At 60.1% G+C, this 22,027-nt stretch carries 20 protein-coding genes; 9 read left to right on the plus strand and 11 right to left on the minus strand.

All coding sequences use genetic code 11. The features are described from left to right. The first annotated feature begins 82 nt into the window (after positions 1–82). Positions 83–709, plus strand: coding sequence for a glutathione S-transferase family protein (locus AC13RC_RS10335; RefSeq protein WP_113332599.1), 627 nt, complete (start codon positions 83–85; stop codon positions 707–709). Between the two features lie 46 nt (positions 710–755). Here the strand turns inward: AC13RC_RS10335 and AC13RC_RS10340 are convergent, their stop codons facing one another. From AC13RC_RS10340 to recA, 3 genes are all read right to left on the minus strand, one after another. Beyond that, the gene (locus AC13RC_RS10340) at positions 756–1,607 is read right to left on the minus strand and encodes an AraC family transcriptional regulator (protein WP_488557084.1); all 852 of its coding nucleotides are present in this window, start codon (positions 1,605–1,607) and stop codon (positions 756–758) included. 138 nt (positions 1,608–1,745) lie between these two features. Beyond that, entirely contained in the window at positions 1,746–4,406 is a 2,661-nt protein-coding gene (alaS, locus tag AC13RC_RS10345; protein WP_488557085.1) for an alanine--tRNA ligase, read from the minus strand. A 173-nt stretch (positions 4,407–4,579) separates the two neighbouring features. Further along, on the minus strand, positions 4,580–5,665 hold the full coding sequence (gene recA, locus AC13RC_RS10350) for a recombinase RecA (RefSeq protein WP_069613031.1): 1,086 nt from the start codon (positions 5,663–5,665) through the stop codon (positions 4,580–4,582). Between the two features lie 239 nt (positions 5,666–5,904). On the opposite strand from recA, the gene AC13RC_RS10355 reads away from it, so the two are divergent. Both AC13RC_RS10355 and AC13RC_RS10360 read left to right on the plus strand, forming a co-directional pair. Then, positions 5,905–6,849: a carbohydrate kinase family protein gene (locus tag AC13RC_RS10355; protein ID WP_113389961.1), complete on the plus strand. Its 945-nt coding sequence runs from the start codon at positions 5,905–5,907 to the stop codon at positions 6,847–6,849. 46 nt (positions 6,850–6,895) lie between these two features. Then, positions 6,896–7,822 (plus strand): pseudouridine-5'-phosphate glycosidase, encoded by a 927-nt coding sequence (locus AC13RC_RS10360; RefSeq protein ID WP_069613033.1) that lies wholly within the window; start codon positions 6,896–6,898, stop codon positions 7,820–7,822. 57 nt (positions 7,823–7,879) lie between these two features. On the opposite strand, the gene trpS is transcribed toward AC13RC_RS10360, so the two are convergent. Next, positions 7,880–8,899 (minus strand): tryptophan--tRNA ligase, encoded by a 1,020-nt coding sequence (trpS, locus tag AC13RC_RS10365; protein WP_488557086.1) that lies wholly within the window; start codon positions 8,897–8,899, stop codon positions 7,880–7,882. A 223-nt stretch (positions 8,900–9,122) separates the two neighbouring features. Next, positions 9,123–11,741: a cell cycle histidine kinase CckA gene (gene cckA, locus AC13RC_RS10370; RefSeq protein ID WP_488557087.1), complete on the minus strand. Its 2,619-nt coding sequence runs from the start codon at positions 11,739–11,741 to the stop codon at positions 9,123–9,125. A gap of 391 nt (positions 11,742–12,132) precedes the next feature. Here cckA and AC13RC_RS10375 point away from each other — a divergent pair, with 391 nt between their 5' ends. Beyond that, positions 12,133–13,068 carry a flagellar biosynthetic protein FliO gene (locus tag AC13RC_RS10375; RefSeq protein ID WP_488557088.1) on the plus strand — a complete coding sequence of 312 codons (936 nt, stop codon included), beginning with the start codon at positions 12,133–12,135 and terminating at the stop codon, positions 13,066–13,068. A 94-nt stretch (positions 13,069–13,162) separates the two neighbouring features. Here AC13RC_RS10375 and dksA read toward each other — a convergent pair whose 3' ends face one another. Continuing rightward, entirely contained in the window at positions 13,163–13,582 is a 420-nt protein-coding gene (dksA, locus tag AC13RC_RS10380) for an RNA polymerase-binding protein DksA (RefSeq protein ID WP_004109001.1), read from the minus strand. Between the two features lie 281 nt (positions 13,583–13,863). Between dksA and AC13RC_RS10385 the strand changes: the two genes are divergently transcribed. The 4 genes from AC13RC_RS10385 (at position 13,864) to AC13RC_RS10400 (ending at position 17,686) form a co-directional block, all read left to right on the plus strand. After that, positions 13,864–14,355: a SixA phosphatase family protein gene (locus tag AC13RC_RS10385; protein ID WP_069613203.1), complete on the plus strand. Its 492-nt coding sequence runs from the start codon at positions 13,864–13,866 to the stop codon at positions 14,353–14,355. A gap of 122 nt (positions 14,356–14,477) precedes the next feature. Next, positions 14,478–15,953: a YcjX family GTP-binding protein gene (locus AC13RC_RS10390; RefSeq protein ID WP_488557089.1), complete on the plus strand. Its 1,476-nt coding sequence runs from the start codon at positions 14,478–14,480 to the stop codon at positions 15,951–15,953. Beyond that, positions 15,950–17,029, plus strand: coding sequence for a YcjF family protein (locus AC13RC_RS10395; protein WP_488557090.1), 1,080 nt, complete (start codon positions 15,950–15,952; stop codon positions 17,027–17,029). The genes AC13RC_RS10390 and AC13RC_RS10395 overlap by 4 nt, the downstream gene beginning before the upstream one ends. Positions 17,030–17,134: 105 nt before the next feature. After that, positions 17,135–17,686 carry a hypothetical protein gene (locus tag AC13RC_RS10400; RefSeq protein ID WP_113332607.1) on the plus strand — a complete coding sequence of 184 codons (552 nt, stop codon included), beginning with the start codon at positions 17,135–17,137 and terminating at the stop codon, positions 17,684–17,686. A gap of 74 nt (positions 17,687–17,760) precedes the next feature. Here the strand turns inward: AC13RC_RS10400 and folK are convergent, their stop codons facing one another. The 3 genes from folK to folP form a co-directional block, all read right to left on the minus strand. Then, positions 17,761–18,288: a 2-amino-4-hydroxy-6-hydroxymethyldihydropteridine diphosphokinase gene (gene folK, locus AC13RC_RS10405; protein ID WP_488557091.1), complete on the minus strand. Its 528-nt coding sequence runs from the start codon at positions 18,286–18,288 to the stop codon at positions 17,761–17,763. After that, entirely contained in the window at positions 18,272–18,643 is a 372-nt protein-coding gene (gene folB, locus AC13RC_RS10410) for a dihydroneopterin aldolase (protein ID WP_069613040.1), read from the minus strand. Before folB ends, folK begins: the two co-directional genes overlap by 17 nt. 61 nt (positions 18,644–18,704) lie before the next feature. After that, entirely contained in the window at positions 18,705–19,562 is an 858-nt protein-coding gene (folP, locus tag AC13RC_RS10415; protein WP_488557092.1) for a dihydropteroate synthase, read from the minus strand. 103 nt (positions 19,563–19,665) lie between these two features. Here folP and AC13RC_RS10420 point away from each other — a divergent pair, with 103 nt between their 5' ends. Continuing rightward, on the plus strand, positions 19,666–20,289 hold the full coding sequence (locus tag AC13RC_RS10420; protein ID WP_145317644.1) for a DUF922 domain-containing Zn-dependent protease: 624 nt from the start codon (positions 19,666–19,668) through the stop codon (positions 20,287–20,289). A 441-nt stretch (positions 20,290–20,730) separates the two neighbouring features. Here the strand turns inward: AC13RC_RS10420 and AC13RC_RS10425 are convergent, their stop codons facing one another. Together AC13RC_RS10425 and AC13RC_RS10430 are read right to left on the minus strand one after the other, a co-directional pair. Further along, positions 20,731–21,051, minus strand: a complete 321-nt coding sequence (locus AC13RC_RS10425) for a 2Fe-2S iron-sulfur cluster-binding protein (protein WP_488557093.1) — start codon at positions 21,049–21,051, stop codon at positions 20,731–20,733. Positions 21,052–21,200: 149 nt separating this feature from the next. Continuing rightward, positions 21,201–21,569 carry an Hpt domain-containing protein gene (locus AC13RC_RS10430; protein WP_113389954.1) on the minus strand — a complete coding sequence of 123 codons (369 nt, stop codon included), beginning with the start codon at positions 21,567–21,569 and terminating at the stop codon, positions 21,201–21,203. Positions 21,570–22,027: the final 458 nt, after the last annotated feature.

The following is a 22,027-nucleotide window of genomic DNA, read 5'->3' on the forward strand; positions in this document are numbered from 1 at the left end:
AGAGCCGGGTTTTCTTTTGCCCGGAATCTTGCCGCCGGGGTTAAGCAGTGGCAAGAATGCGCGCAACAAAAAGGAGAGGCAGATGGCTGAGGAACTCGTTTTCTACACCAACCCGATGTCGCGCGGACGCATCGCCCGCTGGATGCTCGAGGAGATCGGCCAGCCCTATCGCACCGAATATCTCGACTTCGGCACGACGATGAAGGCGCCTGAGTATCTGGCCGTAAATCCCATGGGAAAAGTTCCCGCCATCAAGCATGGCGATACGGTCGTCACCGAAGGGGCGGCCATCTGCGCTTATCTGGCGGAAACCTTCCCGCAGGCAGGGCTTGCACCGACCGCGGCCGAGCGCGGCCGCTATTTTCGCTGGATGTTCTTCGCCGCCGGCCCGATGGAGATGGCGGTGACCAACCGCGCCCTCGGCTTTGAAATTCCGACGGAACGCCTGCGCATGGCTGGCTGCGGCAGCCTGGACCATGTTTTCGATACATTGGAACAAGCGGTCACAGCCTCACCCTTCATCGCCGGCGACCGCTTTACGGCCGCCGACGTCTATGTCGGTTCGCATGTCGGCTGGGGTCTCAATTTCGGCACCATCGAGAAGCGCCAGGCCTTCATCGATTATTGGGCCAGGGTCAGCGACCGCGACGCCTACCGCCGAGGCAACGATATCGACAATGCTGCTATGCCGAAGCCGGCCAATGCCTGACAATACGAGGCATTAAGAGGAAATCTTCGATCGAAGTCATATGCCTCTATTGCAGCGGCATATAGATATCGGTCAAAAGCTCCGTCGGCGGCACGTCGCGCGGATTGTTGATATATTCCTCGAACATGACGGTATCGCGCAACTGCCGACCCGAGGCTGGCAGCCATTGCGCGTATAGCCACTGATAAGCCCTATGCATATTGGCGTAAGGCCCCTTATGGCGTAGCACGGCATATTCGCCGCCATCGATAGAGCGACGCTCCAGCGGAGCATCGACGGCAATATCCGCGCTGGCGGTGATACAGGCATAAGACCGCAGCTTGTCTGCCTCCACGACATCGGGATCATCGAGATAGATACCGATCATGCGCATATTAGGCCCGGCAAGGCGGCGGGCAAAGATGGTGCCGAAGAGTATTTCGAATGCCTGACCGATCTGCATGTAGGAGCCGCGATGGGCGACACCGATCAGTGACATCGGGGAAATGGTGCGAAGCGTAACGTCGAACATGACCGTGATCCTTCCTTGAGTGCTGGGTTCGAAGATCGTGTGGCTTCCCTCATTCCGATATCGCGCCGGCGGCATGCCGTAGACGGATCTGAAGATGCGGTTGAACGACTGGAGATTGGGATAGCCCGACCGCTTTGCAATGTCGCTGACGGATAGACGGGTGTTGACGAGATCGCCGGCGGCGCGATGCAGCCGCAGCCGCTTGACGGTCGCCGCCGCCGTCTCGCCATAGATCGCCCGATAGATCCTGTGCCAGTGATAGCTGGACATGCAGGCGATCTCGGCGAGCTTTTCCATATCGAGCTCATCATCCAGATGCTCATGGATATAGGCTGAAACCCGCCGCAGCCGGGTCTCGTAAAGCGTCCACGCCGTTCCACCACTCATGTCAAACCTCTTGCAAATTCGATCGGCCCGACCAGAGCATAACCCGATTTGACAAATCCTGCGGAGTTGTCCGGACAAAGAAAAATGGCGGACACCTAAGCATCCGCCATCCTTGTTTATCCATCGGAGATTAGCGTCTTAGCCGGCAAGCGCCGCCGCAATCGCCTCAACGGCTTCATCAGCTTTGGCGCCATCTGGGCCGCCGGCCTGGGCCATGTCGGGACGGCCGCCGCCGCCCTTGCCGCCGAGCGCAGCCGAAGCGACGCGTACGAGGTCGACGGCGCTGAAGCGGCCGACTAGATCTTCAGTGACAGCGACGACGGCGCTGGCCTTGCCATCATCCGAGACGCCGATCAGCGTGACGACGCCCGAGCCGAGCCCTGCCTTGGCCTCATCCGCCATACCCTTGAGATCCTTGGGATCGACGCCGGATATTGCCTTGCCAAGGAACTTGACGCCATTGACGTCGCGAACGGCATCGGCCGAGCCGCCTTGGCCGCCGCCCATGGCGAGCTTGCGCTTGGCATCTGCCAGTTCGCGTTCCAGCTTGCGGCGCTCGTCCATCAAGGCTTCGACGCGCGAGACGACGTCGGCGGGCTGGACCTTCAGCGCCGAGGCGAGGCTCTTCACGCGATCGTCCTGTTCGGCGAGATAATCGCGCGCGGATTCACCGGTGACGGCTTCAATGCGGCGTACGCCGGCACCAACTGCGCTTTCGCCGAGAATACGCACGAGACCGATCTGGCCAGTGGCCGAGACATGCGTACCGCCGCAAAGCTCGACCGAGTAGGGCTTGCCGGCCTTGGCCCCACGCACGCCCTGCCCCATCGATACGACGCGCACCTCGTCGCCATACTTCTCGCCGAACAATGCCATCGCACCTTCCGCGATCGCATCGTCGACGCTCATCAGGCGGGTCGTAACCGGCGAGTTCTGCAGGACGATCTCGTTGGCCATATCCTCGACGACCTTCAACTCCTCAGCCGACATCGGCTTGGGATGCGAAACGTCGAAACGCAGACGCTCTGGCGCGACCAGCGAGCCCTTCTGCGCCACGTGGGTGCCGAGCACTTCGCGAAGTGCTTCGTGCAGCAAATGGGTGGCGGAGTGATTGGCGCGCAGGCGCGAGCGCCTGTTATGATCGACCGTCAGGACGACGGCATCGCCGACCTTGATCTTGCCTTCCGACACTTCCGAACTGTGAACGAAAAGGCCCTCGCCCTTCTTCTGGGTGTCGTTGACGGCGAGCTTGCCGTGGTCGCTGGAGATCACGCCGGTATCGCCCATCTGACCACCGGATTCGCCGTAGAAAGGCGTCTGATTGACGACGATCTGCACCTTGTCGCCGGCAGAGGCGCTATCGACTGCAACACCGCCCTTGACGATCGCCTGGATCACGCCTTCAGCAGATTCCGTATCGTAACCCAGGAATTCAGTGGCACCGTTCTTTTCCTTGAGCTCGAACCAAATGGTCTCGGTCGCCTTGTCGCCGGAGCCGGTCCAATGCGAGCGCGCTTCAGCCTTCTGGCGCTCCATCGCATCCGTGAAGCTGGAAATATCGACGCCGATGCCGCGGGCACGCAGCGCGTCCTGCGTCAGGTCGAGCGGGAAGCCATAGGTGTCGTAGAGCTTGAAGGCAGTTTCGCCGTCCAAGCTGTCGCCCTTATGCAGGTCCGAAGTGGCATCGTTGAGCAGCGACAGGCCACGTTCCAGCGTCTTGCGGAAACGGGTTTCTTCGAGCTTCAGCGTCTCGGAGGTGAGCGCCTCAGCGCGAACCAACTCGGGATAGGCGCGGCCCATCTGCTGGATCAGCGCCGGCAGCAGCTTCCACATCAGCGGCTCCTTGGCACCCAGCAGCTGCGCGTGGCGCATGGCGCGGCGCATGATGCGGCGAAGCACGTAGCCGCGGCCTTCGTTCGACGGCAGCACGCCATCGGCAATCAGGAAGGCGGAGGAACGCAGATGATCGGCGATGACGCGATGGCTGGCGCGATGCTCGCCCTCGGCCTTCACACCCGTCGCCTCTTCCGAGGCTTCGATCAGCGCGCGGAACAGGTCGATGTCGTAATTGTCATGCTTACCCTGCAGCACGGCGGCAACGCGCTCGAGACCCATGCCGGTATCGATCGACGGACGCGGCAGGTCGACGCGCTGCTCCTTGGTGATCTGCTCGAACTGCATGAAGACGAGGTTCCAGATCTCGATGAAGCGGTCGCCGTCTTCTTCCGGCGATCCGGGAGGGCCGCCCCAGATATGATCGCCGTGATCGTAGAAGATTTCGGAACAGGGGCCGCAAGGACCGGTATCGCCCATTGCCCAGAAATTGTCGCTGGTGGCGATGCGGATGATCCGGTCGTCGGAAAGGCCGGCGATCTTCTTCCACAGGTTAAAGGCGTCGTCATCGGTATGATAGACCGTGACCAGCAGGCGCTTGGCATCGAGGCCGAATTCCTTGGTGATCAGGTTCCAGGCAAGCTCGATGGCGCGCTCCTTGAAATAGTCGCCAAAGGAGAAGTTGCCGAGCATCTCGAAGAAGGTGTGATGGCGCGCGGTATAGCCGACATTATCGAGGTCGTTGTGCTTGCCGCCGGCGCGGACGCATTTCTGCGCCGTCGAAGCCGTCGTATAGGGACGCTGCTCCAGACCGGTGAACACGTTCTTGAACTGCACCATGCCGGCATTGGTAAACATCAATGTCGGATCGTTGCGCGGCACCAGCGGGCTCGACGGCACGATCTCGTGGCCGTTTTTCTTAAAATAGTCGAGGAAGGTCGACCGGATTTCATTCACACCGCTCATATGGGGCCCTTCAGTCCTGCGCTCAGCAACTTGCATCAAAGTCAGTGGCTTTTATCGTCCGCTCCGGGCGCTGTCCAGCCGCACGAACAAAACCGGCCGCACATCCCTTGGACAATGCGGCCGGTTCCAATTCTTAATCTCGGTCTCTGGTCGGGAACTGCTCCCGAAAATCCTTATTCCCCGGAGGCGTCGCCATCATCGGCATCGGGACCGCCATTTTGCAGGAAGCGATCGGCGATGAGACCGGCATTCTGGCGGAGCGACAATTCGATTTCACGGGCGAGATCCGGGTTGTCGCGCAGGAAGAGTTTCGCGTTTTCGCGGCCCTGGCCGAGGCGCTGGCTATTATAGGAGAACCAGGCGCCGGACTTTTCGACGATACCGGCCTTGACGCCGAGATCGACCAATTCGCCGGTCTTGGAAACACCTTCGCCATACATGATGTCGAACTCGACCTGCTTGAAGGGCGGCGCCATCTTGTTCTTGACGACCTTGACTCGGGTCTGGTTGCCGATCACCTCTTCGCGCTCCTTGACGGCGCCGATGCGGCGGATATCGAGGCGAACCGAGGCGTAGAACTTCAGCGCGTTACCACCCGTCGTCGTTTCCGGCGAGCCGAACATGACGCCGATCTTCATACGGATCTGGTTGATGAAGATCACCATGCAGTTGGACTTGGAGATCGAAGCCGTGAGCTTGCGTAGCGCCTGGCTCATCAGACGGGCCTGCAGGCCCGGCAGGCTGTCGCCCATCTCGCCTTCGATTTCGGCGCGCGGCGTCAGGGCCGCAACGGAGTCGACGACGAGAACGTCGATGGCCCCGGAGCGCACCAGCGTATCGGTGATTTCGAGCGCCTGTTCGCCGGTATCGGGCTGCGAGATCAGCAGGTTCTGCAGGTCGACGCCGAGCTTGCGGGCATAGACCGGATCGAGCGCATGTTCCGCGTCCACAAAGGCGCAAATGCCGCCCTTCTTCTGGGCCTCTGCGATGGTCTGCAGCGCCAGCGTCGTCTTACCCGAGCTTTCCGGCCCGTAGATTTCGATGATGCGCCCCTTCGGCAAGCCGCCAATGCCGAGAGCGATATCGAGGCTCAGAGAGCCGGTGGAAACCGTTTCGATTTCGACCGCGTTCTCGTTCGAGCCGAGTTTCATGATCGAGCCCTTGCCGAACGACCGCTCAATTTGAGAGAGTGCCGCTTCAAGTGCCTTGCTTTTATCCACCGATTTGTCCTCTACAAGCCGCAAAGAATTCTGAGACATTAGATCCACCTTTAGGTTATTGAAGCCGCTCTAGCAATGTTGCCGCCGATGAGAATTGTGTACTTGATTTGTTCTCATATCGCAAGGGCACAACAAGCGATTGAAAGAAAAAGGTAAAATGAATTTCGTTCTATTTTTGTTTTCTTCTTTCTTCCCAGGCACTTACATGCCAGGAACAGTGAATTGCGAGATGTTTGCGGCTCGCTCGATTCGCCTTTTCGACTGCTGAGGATAACCCTATGGCGAAAAAGATTCTCGTTCTCGGCGGTGCCCATATCGACCGGCGCGGCCGCATTTTCGGCGAGACGGCGCCCGGCGCCAGCAATCCCGGCGCATGGTTCGAGGAGCCCGGCGGCGGCGGCTTCAATGCGGCGCGAAATCTCGCCCGCCTCGGCTTCGACGTAAAGCTGATCTCGCCGCGCGGCGGCGATCCCTCCGGCGAAATGGTGGCGGAAGCCGCAAGCCATGCCGGCATCGATGACAAGCCCTTCGTCTTCCTCGATCGCAAGACGCCTAGCTATACGGCGATCCTTGAGAATGATGGCAATCTCGTCATCGCGCTTGCCGACATGGAGCTCTACAAGCTCTTCGTGCCAAGACGCCTGGCGATTCGCGCCGTTCGAGACGCCTTCGAAGAAACCGACCTCATTCTCTGCGATGCCAATCTGCCAGCCGAAACCTTAGGCGCAATTGCGGCAAGGGCCGTCTTTTGCGGCAAGCCGGTCGCTGCTATCGCCATCTCGCCGGCCAAAGTCGTGCGGCTGAAACCGAGCCTTGCCGGCATCGATCACCTGTTCCTCAACGAGGCCGAAGCCGCGGCGCTGACCGAAATCCGTCCGGAGGATCCGCGCGAATGGGTAAATGCTTTGCGTGCACTCGGCCTGCGCAATGGCGTGGTCACCCGGGGGAAACGCCCCCTGATCGCATTCTCGCGTGATGCCATCGTCAGCCTGCAGCCGCCTGTGGTCGAAGATGTGGCCGATGTCACCGGCGCGGGAGACTCGCTTGCCTCCGGCGTTCTTTCGGCGCTGCTGGCCGGCCACGATCTCGCAGAAGCCGTCCGTCATGGGGCAGCGGCGGCAGCAATCACCGTCCAGTCCCCCTATGCGACGGCAGAAAATCTCTCTCCAGAGCTGCTAAAGGCGGCTTTGGCCCTTGTTCCCGAGGCCGAAATTCTGTCATGAAGCCTGCTCAAGACGCGTATACTGTTTCAGTGAATTGGAAACGACAATGACCCAGCCTATCTCGCCCCTGCTTCCGATCTCCTATTCGAAGGAAGTCGCTGCCGCCAAGCTGCGCGGTGCGCCGATCGTTGCCCTGGAATCGACGATCATCACCCACGGCATGCCCTATCCGGGCAATATCGAGATGGCCCGCAGCGTTGAGGCGATCATCCGGCAGGAAGGCGCTGTTCCGGCGACTATCGCCGTCATTCACGGTACGCTGCATATCGGTCTTGAGCCGGAAGAGCTGGAAGCCCTCGCTAAGACGGAAGGTGCGATGAAGGTTTCGCGCGCCGACATCGCCTTTGCGATCGCCGAGCGCCGCACGGGCGCGACCACGGTCGCCGCCACGATGATTGCCGCCGCCCGCGCCGGCATCAAGGTTTTCGCCACCGGCGGCATCGGCGGCGTGCATCGCGGCGCCGAAGAGAGCTTCGATATCTCGGCCGATCTTGAAGAGCTTGCGCGCACAGGCGTCATCGTTGTCTGCGCCGGCGCCAAGGCGATCCTCGATATTCCGAAGACGCTTGAAGTGCTCGAAACTCGCGGTGTCCCGGTCGTGACCTACGACAGCACCGAATTCCCGGCCTTCTGGTCGCGCTCCTCCGGTCTGACGAGCCCGCTGACGCTGAACAGCCCTGCTGCGATCGCCAACTTCCAGACGACGCGCGAACAGCTCGGTATCGACGGCGGCATGCTGATCGCCAACCCGGTTCCGGAAGCCGACGAAATCCCGCGCGAGGAGATGGAAATCTACATCGAACGCGCACTCGACAGCGCGGAACGGGACGAGATCAGCGGCAAGGCGGTTACGCCCTATCTGCTGAGCACGATCTTCGACATTACCGAAGGCCGCAGCCTCAAGACCAACATCGCGCTTGTCGAAAACAATGCGCGCCTGGCCGCCGAGATCGCCGTCGCGCTCGCAGAATAATCAGACAGCAGCTACGAGAGCGGCCGGGCGCGTCAGAAGATCGCCCGGCGCTTTGTTTCAGGTAAGCGTGAACAGGCCCAAGGCGTCGCGCAATTCGGCAAGCGTCGCCTCCGTCCGCTCCCTCGCCTTTCTCGTCCCCTTTCGCACGACTTCCATGACATAGTTCGGTTCGGCGGCATAATGCGCGCGGCGTTCGCGGATCGGCGCGAGCAGCGCTTGCAGGACGTCCTCGATATGTCTCTTCAAGGTGACGTCGCCAAGGCCGCCACGCCGATAATGCGCCTTCATCTCTTCGATGAATTGCCGATCCTGGCAAAAAGCATCGAGATAGGTGAAGACGACGTTTCCCTCGATCTTGCCGGGATCGTTGACGCGCAGGTGATCCGGATCGGTGTACATGCGTCGCACCGCATTCCTGATCTCGTCAGGCGATGCCGAGAGCGGGATCGCATTGCCCTGCGATTTGCTCATCTTCGCCCTGCCGTCGACACCCGGAAGGCGCCCGACTTTTGGCACCATGGCTGCAGCTTCGACGAGAATGTCTCGCCCGATCTGCCGATTGAGACGGCGAACGATCTCGTTGGTCTGCTCGATCAACGGTGCCTGATCTTCGCCGACGGGAACGACGGTCGCCTTGAAGGCCGTGATATCGGCGGCTTGGGCGACCGGATAGCAGAGAAAGCCGGCCGGCACATCGCGTTCGAAACCGCGCAGCTGGATCTCCGTCTTGATCGTCGGATTTCTCTCCAGGCGGCTGACCGTGACGAAATTCAGATAGAGCAGTGTCAGCTCCGCCAGCGCCGGCAAGGCGGATTGCACGCAGATCGTCGTCAGCGCCGGATCGATGCCGACGGCAAGATAATCGGTGGCGACCTCAAGAACGTTGCGCCGGACCTTTTCGGGATCATGGGCATTGTCGGTCAGCGCCTGCGTATCCGCCAGCAGCAGGAATTGCTCGTGGCTTTGCTGAAGCGCAACGCGGCTCTTCAGCGACCCGACATAATGGCCGAGATGGAGTGGACCGGTGGTCCGGTCGCCCGTCAGGATGACGGGACGGGTATTGATAAGAGATTGCATTTCGTTGCTCCGCAAAAAGAGCCGCCGCAATCGGGAAGGAAAAACGGAATGGACCATGCCTGCCGGATCACGGCGGCAGGGTCGATTTCAAGACATGACGACTGCCGCTCCTAGAAGGAGCGCCACCACATTTGGCAAATGGGCTTGGCAAGGTCGATCATGGGCGGTTGATTACACCGTTGCGCCGCAATCGGCAACATGGAGAGGCGCGAACGCCCCTCAGTTAGTTCTTGTCCAGCGTCTCGCGCACGACGACGGCAAGCTGCTTCAGCGAGAACGGCTTCGGCAGGAAGCCGAATTGCGCATCCGCCGGCAAATTGCGCGCGAAAGCATCCTCGGCATAGCCCGAAACGAAGATGAACTTCAGATCCGGATATTTCTTGCGCAGTTCGCGCAGCAGCGAAGGCCCGTCCATCTCGGGCATGACGACGTCGGAGACGACGACATCGACCTGTCCGTCGAGCTCCTCCATGATGTCGAGCGCCTCAACGCCGGAGCCGGCCTCGTGGACGGTATAGCCGCGCGTCTCGAGCATGCGCTTGCCGCCGCGACGCACCGCCTCCTCGTCTTCGACAAGTAGCACGACAGCGGACTTGCCGGTGAGATCGGCCGGTTCTTCTGCAGAGGTGGCTATACCGACACTCTGGTCCATGGCCGCGACATCGCGGCTTTCCGACACTTTCGTCTCGGTCACCGCGGGCATTTCGACGATGTGCCGCGGCAGGAAGATGCGGAAGGTCGTTCCCTTGCCCACTTCCGATTCCGGCTGGATATAGCCGCCGGACTGCTTGATGATGCCGTAGACCATCGCAAGGCCGAGGCCGGTGCCCTTCCCGACTTCCTTGGTCGTGAAGAAGGGCTCGAAGATCTTGTCCATGATTTCGGGCGCGATGCCGGTGCCGGTATCGCTGACCTCGACGAGCACCATGTCCTCATGCGGAAGATAGGGATAGTTGAAGGCGCTGACATCGGCCGCAAGCAGATTGCGGGTGCGCAGCGTCAGCGTTCCGCCGCCCGGCATGGCATCGCGGGCATTGACGCACAAATTGATGAGCACCTGTTCGAACTGCGACAGGTCGGTTTTGACGGGCCAGAGATCGCGGCCGTAATCCACGTCGAGCTTGACATGCGTACCCGACAGCAGCCGGTCCACCAGCATGCGCAGATCGCCGATCACATCGGTCAGATTGAGAACCGTTGGCCGCATCGTCTGCTTGCGCGAGAAGGCGAGCAACTGCCGAACCAGCACGGCCGCGCGATTGGCATTGCGCTTGATTTCCATCAGATCCGCAAAGCTGGCATCGGAGGGTCGCGCCTGAAGCAGCAGATGGTCTGATGAAAGCAGGATCGCCGTTAGAACGTTGTTGAAGTCATGCGCGATGCCGCCTGCAAGCGTGCCGACGGCATTGAGCTTTTGCGTCTGCGCCATCTGTGTTTCGAGCGCCTTCTGCTCGGTCACCTCGACCGCATAGACGATGGCAGCCTCTTCGGGCGCCTCATCGGTCTGGTCGATGACGGCATTCACGTAGAAGCGGAAATGCCGCGTTTCGTCTTTCGGATTGCGAGAGTCGATCGGCGGAATATCGCCCTGCCGGTCTTTGGCGGCCGCCAGCGCCTGCTGCAGCTGCGGCCGATCACTTTCGTTGACGACGTTCTCAAGGGCGGCACCGCGCTCGATATCATCGCGCGAGACGAGATCCGAGAAGAGCTTCAGGAAAGGCGCATTCGTCCGCAGAATGCGGCCGTTGCCATCGACGGACGCGATCGCCATCGGCGTATTGTTGAAGAAGCGGCTGAAACGCATCGCGGCGGCGGAGGCCGATTGCTCGGTATCCCCGCCGTTCTGCCGGGTCAGGACGATGGTGCGGCTCTCACCGGGCGCGCCGTCGCGCATCGACGTGACACTGTGGACGATCTGTACGGGCAGGCTCTGGCCATTGGACCGGCGCAGATCGAGATCGAGCGTCACCGTCTTCTTGAGACCCGGTTCCGCCTGCACCGATTGGATCAGCGCCAGCCCCTCGCCGGCGACGAGATCGCCTATGGTCATCGAGCCCGGTACGAACTTGGTCAGATCGAAGCCCAGCCATTCGGCAAGCGTTGCATTGAGATAGAAGATCTCGCCCTTGCGTCCGGCGGAAAAAAAGCCGGCCGGCGCATGGTCGAGATAGTCGATCGCGTTCTGCAATTCCTTGAAGAAACGTTCCTGGTCGTCGCGCTCGGAGGTGATGTCGGTGACCTGCCAGATATGCAGTACCTTGCTGCTGCCCTGCTCCGGCGGCAGCACCCGCGCTTTCAGCCGGTACCAATGTGCACTATTGCCGCTTCCATCAACCGGGCCGAGCGGCTTCAGCAGGCGAAACTCTTCCGATCCCTCATTGCCATCGCGCAGGCCATTAGCAAGACGATAGAGAGCCTCGTTGGATTCGCGATTTCGCGACAGCAGCATTTCCAGCGACTGCACTTCCGTCGCTTTCGTCGCACCGGTCAGGCGGCCGTACGCGGCATTCGCATAAATGATGCGCCCCTTCTCGTCCGTAATCAGCGTTCCGTCGGGATGGCTGTTGAGGAAGGACCGCGCCAGACTGTCGGACTGCGGCTGCGGCATGACCTCGACGAAACCGATGATCGAAGAGACCAGGAAAAAGATGCCGACCATGGCGAGAATGCCAAGGCCGCCGAGAACCGCTTCATTGTCGAGCTGGTTCTTGAAGACGACAAAGGCAGCCGCCGCAGCCATGAGAACGAGCGCAAGCAGGATGATGCGCAGGACGGTTCCAGAACGAACTCCGCGATCCACCAGCGGCACGCTATACTCGTCGGACGGACGCTGCTTCGTCATAAACCCCTCGTATCGGCCGTTCTCCTCGCGACATATCATACACCTTGGGGTCGCCGGAGCCGGACCTTTCGAATCTTCTTTATCAATTTGCGTCATCCGCAAAAAGCTTTGCCGGACCAGAAAGACTTGAATTCACAAGCAATAGAATACAACGGCCTGCAATCGCATCTTGTCTCCGGCGCAATCCTGTTCATATGATCGCGATATAGAAGGGTCACGGTCAAAGCATTACCCGCAACAGTTGCGCCTACTGCATAATTCCTTAAATAGGATTCGATTTAAGGGTAAAATTATGCAGTGGATTTAAAGTACTACAGCGACCTTTGCGCGTCACATCTGGCGCGCTGCGCTGTAAACCGCGACATCGGGGACAATTACGGAGTATCTCGATATGTTGGACGATATCGCCGGAGCCTATGGCAGCCGCTTCTTTCTCGCAGCCGGTGGAGTTGGCATTGCCCTGCTCGTACTCATTGGCATTCTGTGGATCATGCGCAACCGAGCGCCTTCTCCCTTCGTACGCGGCGGCAAGAACCGTCAGCCTCGCCTGCAGGTGCTGGATGCCGCCGCCGTCGATGCCCGCCGCCGTCTCGTGCTCGTGCGACGCGATGGGATCGAACATCTGATCATGATCGGCGGCCCAACGGACATCGTCATCGAATCGGGCATTTCCGATGCCACCCGGGCTGGAGCCGCGACGACGCCGGTCGATATCCCCATGGCATTTGAAGAGAGGCAGTCGCAGCTGCAGAAAGCGACTGCGGTGGAAGCTCCTCCCGCAGCGCTTCCGCAGCGCCAGCAATCCGCCGAAGACAAGATCGAAGCCTATTTGCGCAACGAACCCCGCCTTGCGCCTGCAACGGAACCCGCTTCAGTGCCGCAGGTTGCCGAGCACCCACAAGCCGCCCCTGTCAAGCCGCCGCAACCCGCCCAACAACCCGCTCCGGCAATCAGCGAGGCTGAGGCAGCCGACATACTGGATGCCGCTCGCCACGTTGTCCTGCCGCAGCAGCAGCCTGCTCCCGCGCGCCAGGCGGCAGTCGAACCCACCGTCGCATCGGCGCCGACGCCTGCTGCCGAGCCCGGCAACGATTTCCAGCGCATCCTCGAAGCGGAAATGTCGAAGAACTTGACCGCCGAACGGATCATTCCGAACGCGCCGGCACCACGGCAGGTGCAGCAGCAGCCAAATGCCGCGCCATCCCCCGTCTCAAGCCCCGCAAAACGCGTCGAACCCGAACTTGCACCGCTGACCGGAGCCGACAGCGCCCTTCAGAAAGAAGTCGCTCGCATCTTCGGGGAAATGAGCGTCAGCCGCGACAAATAGGCCGCGTCCTCTCAACCGCCGGAATGGAAAAAGGCACGACGGATATCCCCGTCGTGCCTTTGTTCCATAAGCCCGGTCGAAACCGAAGCGTCATTCACTCGTCGCGATAAACCTTTTCGCGGCGCTCGTGGCGTTCCTGTGCTTCGATCGACAAGGTGGCAATGGGACGAGCGTCCAGACGCTTCAAGCCGATCGGCTCGCCGGTTTCTTCGCAATAGCCGTAAGTGCCATCTTCAATACGCTGCAAGGCGGCATCGATCTTGGAAATGAGTTTGCGCTGGCGGTCGCGAGCCCGAAGTTCGATGGCCCTGTCGGTTTCCGAGGAAGCCCGATCAGCAAGATCGGGATGATTTGCGCTTTCTTCTGCTAGATGATCCAGGGTTTCGCGCGCTTCTCTAAGGATGTCGTTTTTCCATGCTATCAGCTTCGCTCGAAAATAAGCTCGCTGGTTCAGATTCATGAATTCCTCGTCTTCCGAGGGCACATAGTTGCTAAGATCGATCTTCTCACTCAACGCGATTCTCCTGAAGAACATCTCATATGGCTGGGCTGTATATCCCAACCAATAGTACCGATTCAAGCCAAATAGATGCTGTCAACTGATTTTTAAATTTGTCATAAAATTCGGCTAAGGGTCTATTTTTTCATCACTTCTTCTCGCCAGCCCCGATTCTCCGCGCTCGTAACCTTCCCGTGAAGACGAGGCATTTCGCCCTCTCGCGGATCGCCTCGCAGTTGACGGCGCATGCGAACAGACGCTACCTCATTGGGGGAATCGAGCCCTGGAATTTCGCCATGACCAGAATTTCGCCGCCGCCGTCCAGGATCTATCTTCTACGCCATGCCGAGGCCCGGCAGGCTACGCCCGGACAGAAGGATTTCGATCGCCCTTTGAGCGACAATGGCTATGCGGCGGCCGAGATCGTCGCGGAGAAAGCGGTCGGCAAAGGCTATAAGCCGGACCTCGTCATTTCCTCCACTGCCTTGCGCTGTCGTCAGACGGCCGCAGCCATGCGCCGCGCCGTCACGCCCTCAACGGAATTCCGCTTTGTCGATGCGCTCTATAACGGCACGCCGGATATTTATCTGTCGCTCATTTCGGCGCAGACCGACCAGGAATCCGTCATGCTGGTCGCGCACAATCCGATCATCGAGCTGACGCTCGCCGCGCTGATCGGACATGAGGCCTTCGCCGATGCCCTCCCACGTGGTTTTCCGACAGCCGGCCTTGCTGTAATCGATGCGACATCGTCAGGCTGGACTCTGACGGATTTTGTCACCGAGTAGGGACTTACCAATATGAGCCGCAATCCCGCTCGCGAGTGATTGCAGAGCCATATCTGCTCACCTTTTCGGCGCGAGTTTCGATCCCTATATTCACGGCCACGCTGTCATCCAGGGATCCCGCCTTGCCCCCAAGCCTGACCTCTTTTACCGACGACGCCCTCATTGCCTTTGACAATCTGGCCGATCGCGCCGCCGGCCTCGTCAATCCGACGATCCGTCTGGGTGTTACAGGCCTCTCCCGTTCGGGCAAGACCGTTTTCATCTCCTCATTGGTGCATAATCTCCTGAATGGCGGACGTCTGCCGCTGTTCGAGCCGGTGCAATCCGGTCGCGTCTCCGCCGTCCGCCTCGAGCCGCAGCCGGACGATGCCGTGCCGCGCTTTCAATACGAGGACCACATCCGTGCCCTGGTCAAAGACCGCATCTGGCCGGATTCGACGCGTGCCATCTCCGAGCTGCGTATCACGCTGGATTATCAAAGCGCCAGCGGCTGGAACCGCCTGTTCTCCCCCGGTCGCCTCTCCATCGATATCGTCGACTATCCCGGCGAATGGTTGCTCGACCTGCCGCTGCTCGCCAAGGATTTCCGTACCTTCAGCGAGGAAACGCTGGCTCTGGCAAACACCGGCATTCGCGCCGAGCTTTCACGTCATTGGCTTGCCCTGACGGAGGCGGCAGACATCGCAGCATCGGCGGATGAAATGAAAGCACGCGACCTCGCCACCGCCTTTGCGGACTATCTCAAAGCCTGCAAATCCGATGAGCGCTCACTCTCGACATTGCCGCCCGGCCGTTTCCTGCTGCCTGGCGATCTTGACGGCTCGCCGGCCCTCACCTTCGCGCCGCTGAAACTGCCCCCCGAAGGTAGCGCGCCGAAGGGCTCACTCTGGGCGATGATGGAACGCCGCTACGAGGCTTATAAGTCCGTTGTCGTCAAACCCTTCTTTCGCGAACATTTCGCACGCCTCGACCGGCAGATCGTCCTTGTCGATGCCCTGCAGGCCATCAATCGCGGCCCGGAAGCCGTGCAGGATCTGGAACGGGCGCTGACGGACGTACTGGCCTGCTTCCGACCCGGCACGAATTCGCTCATTTCCTCGCTGCTCGGCCGTCGGATTGACCGTGTGCTAGTGGCCGCGACCAAAGCCGACCACCTCCATCATGAAAGCCACGACCGTCTGGAGGCTCTCACCCGCCGGCTCGTCGAGCGGGCGATCGAGCGCATCGGCATGGCGGGTGCCGGCATAGAGGTCATGGCCATAGCCTCGGTGCGCGCAACCCGCGAGGCAACCGTGACCCGCGACGGCCAGACGCTTCCCGTCATCGTCGGCACGCCGATGGACAAGGAAACTATCGCTGGCGAGGCTTTCGACGGCAATCGCAAGACGGCGATCTTCCCTGGCGATCTGCCGGAAAATCCGCGCTGGCTGTTCCAAGCCCTTGAATCGGATGGGGCGAAGGTCCATCTGCCCGAGGTGAACGTTGTCCGGTTTCGCCCGCCGGAGCTCGACGAAACCGGTGAAGGCATCAAGCTTTCGGTGCCGCATATCCGCCTCGACCGCGCCATGCAGTTCCTGTTCGGAGACCGTCTCGCATGACGAAATCGACCGAAAACGAGCCGAACGGCAATCGTCGTCCCGGCGCTTTCACGGTGGAACCTGAAACCTCCAGAACAGAAGCGACATCACCAGCGGTTCGCAAGCCGCAAAGCTTCGATACCGACATCGTGCTGACGCCCGACGCGGAAGATCCGTTCATCAATCCGGCCCTCGGCGCCGATTCGGATGCGACTGCCATCGCTAAGCCCCGCCGCAAGAGATTCTCCTTCGGCAAGGTGGCACTCGGTGCGCTCGGCATTCTGGTGTCACTCGCCTTCGGCCTCTGGACGGATCAGCTCATCCGCGACCTGTTCAGCCGGGCCGACTGGCTCGGCTATACCGCCCTTGCGGTCGTCGCCATCGGCATTTTGGCCGTGTTCGCCATCGTCATCCGCGAAACTATCGGAATGATGCGGCTCGCCGCCGTGCAGACCATCAAGGCGGAGGCGGAAGCTGCCATCGTCGAAACCCGACCGGCGCGCGCCAAAGCATTGGTCAAGCGACTCTGCACTCTACTCGAAGCCAATCCAGACACGGCGAGAGGCCGCGCGACCCTGAAGGCGGCAGAAGACGACATCATCGATGCGCCTCAGCTCATTGATCTTGCCGAACGCGAGCTGCTCGGCCCACTCGACCGCCGCGCCCGGGCGCTGATTCTCGGCGCGTCGAAACGCGTGTCGGTGGTAACAGCCGTCAGCCCGCGTGCCCTCGTCGATATTCTCTACGTTCTCTATGAAGCGGCCAAACTGGTCCGCGCCATGGCCGAACTCTACGGCGGCAGACCCGGCACGCTCGGCATGGTCAGATTGATGCGCGATGTGATCGCTCATCTCGCCGTCACCGGCTCCATCGCTGTCGGCGACAGCATTGTCCAGCAGTTGATCGGTCATGGCTTGGCGTCGAAACTCTCCGCACGCCTCGGCGAGGGCGTCGTCAATGGCATGATGACCGCGAGAATCGGCATCGCCGCCATGGACCTTTGCCGACCGCTCCCCTTCAAGGCGCTCAAACGTCCGGGCATTACCGATTTCGCCGGCGACCTCACGCCGAATGTCACCGGCCGCAACCCGGCGTGATGACCTGCAAATTAGGGACTTCAGCACCTTCGGAAACCAAGCATTAACCATTCTCGGGCAAAAGTGACAACCAGTTTCACGGTTTCGCCTCGCTAGGGAATGTCCATGTTTTCGCGTCGATTTCTTCTTGTAAGCAGCCTTGCCGCCGCAGCCATCTCCACCGGCGCCTGGACGCAATCAGCCGAAGCGGCTCCCCGCGACAAGGCGTTCTTCCAGTCGATCTCGGGCACATGGAGCGGCCCCGGCGAGATCGTTGCCGGCAAGTACAAAGGCACGAAGTTCACCTGCAATCTCACGGGCAAGCCATCCGATGGCAGCAGCGCCGGCGTCAAGCTCGACGGCACCTGCCGCGTCGGCGTCTTCCAGCAGCCGATGTCGGCCGAGATCACGCAGAGCGGCGGCTCCTATAGCGGAAAATTCCTGGATGGTGCGGCCGGCAAGGGCCTCGATGTCACCTCCGGCACAGTCAACGACAATACCGTCGTTCTCGGACTGAACCGTCAGAAGCTGAACGGTGCCATGATCGCCCGCGTTCCGGACAGCAAGTCGATGAACGTCACCATTTCGGTGAAGGTCGGCGAACAGATGGTGCCTGTCATCGGCGTCACGCTGAAGCGCGCCGACGTCGACCAGATGGCGGTTGGATCGATCCAGTAAACGTCCGACAGCAACTCACAAAGAGAAGGGCGGCAATTTTGCCGGCCTTTCTCTTTATAGTCATATGGTCCAGCTCAGGCCGTTCGCCACCAGTCACGGTTTTCGTCCGCGACCTCGATACCTTCGACATCAACATCCCGCAGCCAATCGGCGATTGCCCTACCCTTGACCACGAGATCCGCGGCGAAATCGGCAAGCGGCATCAGCACGAAACCACGCTCGACCATTCGCGGATGCGGAATGGTGAGCAGCGGCTCGACCTGTTCCAGATCTCCATAGGTCAGCACATCGATATCGATCGTTCGCGGCCCCCAGCGCTCGATCCGCACCCGCTTCATCTGCCGCTCTATGTCGAGGCACACGTCCAGCAAGGCTTCCGGCGTGAGGGTCGTGTCGACCGCAGCACAGGAATTGTAGAAGAAGGATTGGTCCGTCTTGCCCCAGGGCGGCGTGCGATAAAGCCGCGACACCAAAATCACCTGACAATCGGCACGCGCATCCAGAGTGCGCAAGGCGAGCGCCATGGCGCGGACCGGGTTGTCCAGATTGCCACCCAAACCGAGCGTCGTCCGCACGGCTACACCTTCAGGCAAAATGCTCAATGCTCACCTGCACATAATCGAGAACGCCCGGAACCGGGGCATTGGGCTTGCGTACCGTGATTTTGGCGCGGCGGATACCCGGAAAACGACGGCATAGTTCCTTCGCCACATCGAGCGCCAGCGCCTCGATCAGATAGCGTCGGCGCCCGGTCACGATTTCCTCGATGACGCTGAATGCGATGCCGTAATTGACGGTGTCATCGATCGAATCACGCTCCAGCGCATCGCCGGCTTCGACATCGAGTTCGGCATCGACGAAGAAGCGCTGGCCAAGGAATTCCTCCTCATCATGGACGCCGTGCCGGGCAAAGAAGGCGCAATTCTGCAAAGTAATGGTGTATGTCACAGCGCTCATGGCGTCTCTCCGTTTCGAACAGGCGCGATCGGGTCCGAAAACCGCTCCCTGCATTCGAGCATTATGCTTTAAGTCTCGCGCGCGTCCTGAGAATAGCATCCGCAACCGCCAGCGCGTCCCTGTTGATTGCGACATTGTGCACGCGGAATATCGCAGCCCCCTGCAACCGCAGGATCGCGCTGGTTGCGGCAGTGCCGACATCCCGATCGGCTGCGTCGCGACCCGTTATAGTGCCGACGAACCGCTTGCGCGAGGTGCCGACCAACAGGGGCAGCTCGAAGCGCAGCAGAGCATTGAAACGCGCCATCAGCTCCAGATTTTCCTCGGCATTCTCCTTGGCAAAGCCAAAGCCCGGATCGAGCACGATCGTCTGCCTGTCGACGCCGGCCGCAGCGGCAATCTCCAGCGAGCGATTGAGAAAGAAAAGCTGGTCATCGATCACGTCAGGCAGTTTCTGCCGCTCACGCCCGGTATGCATAATGCAGAGACCAGCACCCGTTTGCGCCGCCACGGTGGCAATATCTGGCTCGCGCTGCAGACCGAACACATCGTTGACGATATGCGCGCCGGCGCCGATCGCCAATCGCGCCGTATCGGCGCGATACGTATCGACGGAAATCAGCGCATCGGTCCTGCCGCGCAAGGCTTCGATGACGGGCAGTACCCGCCCCTGCTCCTCGCTGGCATTGACGGCGGCGGCACCCGGTTTGGTCGATTCGCCGCCGATATCGATGATGCCGGCCCCGTCCTCGACACAGGCCAGCGCATGGGCAACGGCCGCATCGACGGCCTCATAATGCCCGCCGTCGGAAAAGGAATCCGGCGTCACATTGACGATAGCCATGATGACGCTTTGTCCGCCGACATCGATACTGCGGCCATGCGCGACATGCCAGGTTTGGCTGCGAAGCTCCGTCACGAACCGTCCATCCCATTGAAAAGGAAAAAACCTCGCGCTTGATATTGCGCTCACAGTGGCTATGCCGCAAGGTTCGCCGAAGTTCAACATGGTAGCGACACGAATGCCGCTTGCATCCCATAAGTTCAGTCTTTCGTGTGCATTGCTGCTCGCGTTCTGCATACCCAATGTAGCCGGCGCGGAAGTCATCGCCCGCAAATCCATTTCCTATTTCGACATCAAGGGCAGCACCGCCGACGAGCTCGATGCCGCCCTGAACCAGCGCGGACCGCTGGCGATCGGCTCCAGCAGTCACCATCCCGGTGCGACGAGAATCCGCTTCGGCGGCAATGCGACCTACAGCGAAGCAAACGGCCGCTGCTATATTTCCGGCGTCAAGGTTACGGTCGATACGGAAATCATTCTACCGCGCTGGCGTGACCGGCGGCATGCCAGCAAGCAGCTTTCCATGATCTGGGATACATTGGCCGCCGATATCCGGCGCCATGAGGACCGGCATGTCGAAATCGCCCGTCAACATGCGCGGCAGATGGAAAGGCAGATCCTATCTCTGCCGTCAGCCGGCAATTGTGATGCGCTTCAGGAAAAGGCGAATGAGGTGACGTCGCGGGAAACCGACCGGCACGATGCCGATCAGGCGCGCTTCGACCGCATCGAAGCGATCAATTTTACGAGCCGGATGCAGAGGCTGCTCCACTATCGCAGCCGCCAAGGTGCCCGACAGTAGCCTTTCAAAAACTACCTTCGGTGCAAAAGGCGATCAGAAGCGCCAACTGTGGGAAATCAGTCACTATATCCTGTGAATCGTGTGATCTCGTCGCTCTTTGAACTTTACGAGAATCTGAAATAGGTTTTTCCTATCAATTACAGAGACAAACGCACTGGTTGATTCGAAGAAGACCGGGCGGATGTCGCAAAAGAATCGATTTTGAGTACCTGCGTTGGCGGGTTTCTTCGCTCTTCGGCGCAGTCGGGTTTGTTTCTTAAAGCATGCGCTAAGTGTTCTCCTGGCGCGTCCTGAAGCCGCAGGTGTTTCCTCCCTTGCCTGCGGTGATGCGCCCGCCTCGCCTCGCTCGCTGCACCAGCTGAGCGGGGCATCTTTTTTGGGCATTCGACCCTCAGCGGGATTATCGTGACGGATCGGACGGGACGTGCCCGAGGTCCGGTGTCAGGCCTGGCGCTCCGGCACGTGGACGACAAGGCCGTCCAGCGCACTCTTCATCTTGATCTGACAGGAGAGCCGCGAGTTCGGACGAACGTCGAAGGCGAAGTCGAGCATGTCTTCTTCCATGGCTTCCGGGCCGCCGACCTCCTCGGTCCATTCCTCATCGACATAGACATGACAGGTGGCACAGGCGCACGCACCGCCGCATTCCGCTTCGATGCCTGGAACGGAGTTGCGTACGGCATTTTCCATCACGGTGGAGCCCTCGTCGACATTGAGGTCAAAGCGCGTCCCGTCGAAGGCGACGATGGTCAATTTGGTCATGTGGGTGAATTCCGATATTTCGTGAATGAAGGGTGATCGGAATTTTACTTCCAACAAATCGATGGGGCAGTCAACATTTGCGCCGCCGAAACGGTTTGTCCCGTCCGGCGGCGCAAGGGTGCACATCATTGATCGTCGAGCGGATCGGCTCAGCGCGAAAGCTTCAAAATGAAGTTTTCGGCCTCGATGACGCTGGTTGTGACCGCTGCCATGTGAGCGGCGTCGCCGACATTGCTTTCGAGCGCTCCAGCCGCATCCGCCACGCGGAAGGCACCGACGGCGCTGGCAGCGCCCTTCAGCTTGTGCGATGCGGCCTCCACTCGCTTGGGATCGCCGCTGCCGATCTCCTGCAGACAGGAACGGGCCTGCCTTGCAAACATCTGCAGCACCTCGACCTCAAGTGCCTTGTCGCCCATCGTCTGCTTGCCGAGATGGACGAGATCGATCGCCCGCTCCCGCGACGGAGCCGCGCCCCGCGAATTATCAGGAGATTCAAATGCGATGTTCAAAGCTGCCATGTGCCAATGCTCCCGTCATTTATCTATGACTGTTTTAGGGACCTGCCGCATAGTTGCGGCTCGGGCATGGCCATCCAGTTAAATTTTGGCACATTGAGGGCCGAAAACTCCAGACATGGTTAACGTGCGTTAAACATGCTCAAAATCTTGGGTTTTCATGGCGTTGAACAGATAAACAGGGTTAATGTCACCTTAACGATCCACTGGCTTTAAGGTGGAATTAATTGTCATGACTAGGGGAATGTGTCACTACGATACTAGTAAATTGGGTAGATGGCACATGCCTTTGCCCCGGAAGTGGATGATGGTAATGTTTTCATAACATCCGTTTGAAAAACCAGTTATCCACTCTGAATGTAATGGGAAATCCAAATTCGATGTTGATCGAAGGCGGAAGACCCGCGGGAGGCAGGGTTCGTCTTTTCCGGACGCGGCGGAATTACCGGAAAAGACACGGC

This window comes from Martinezella sp. CNPSo 3890 (genome assembly GCF_057784455.1).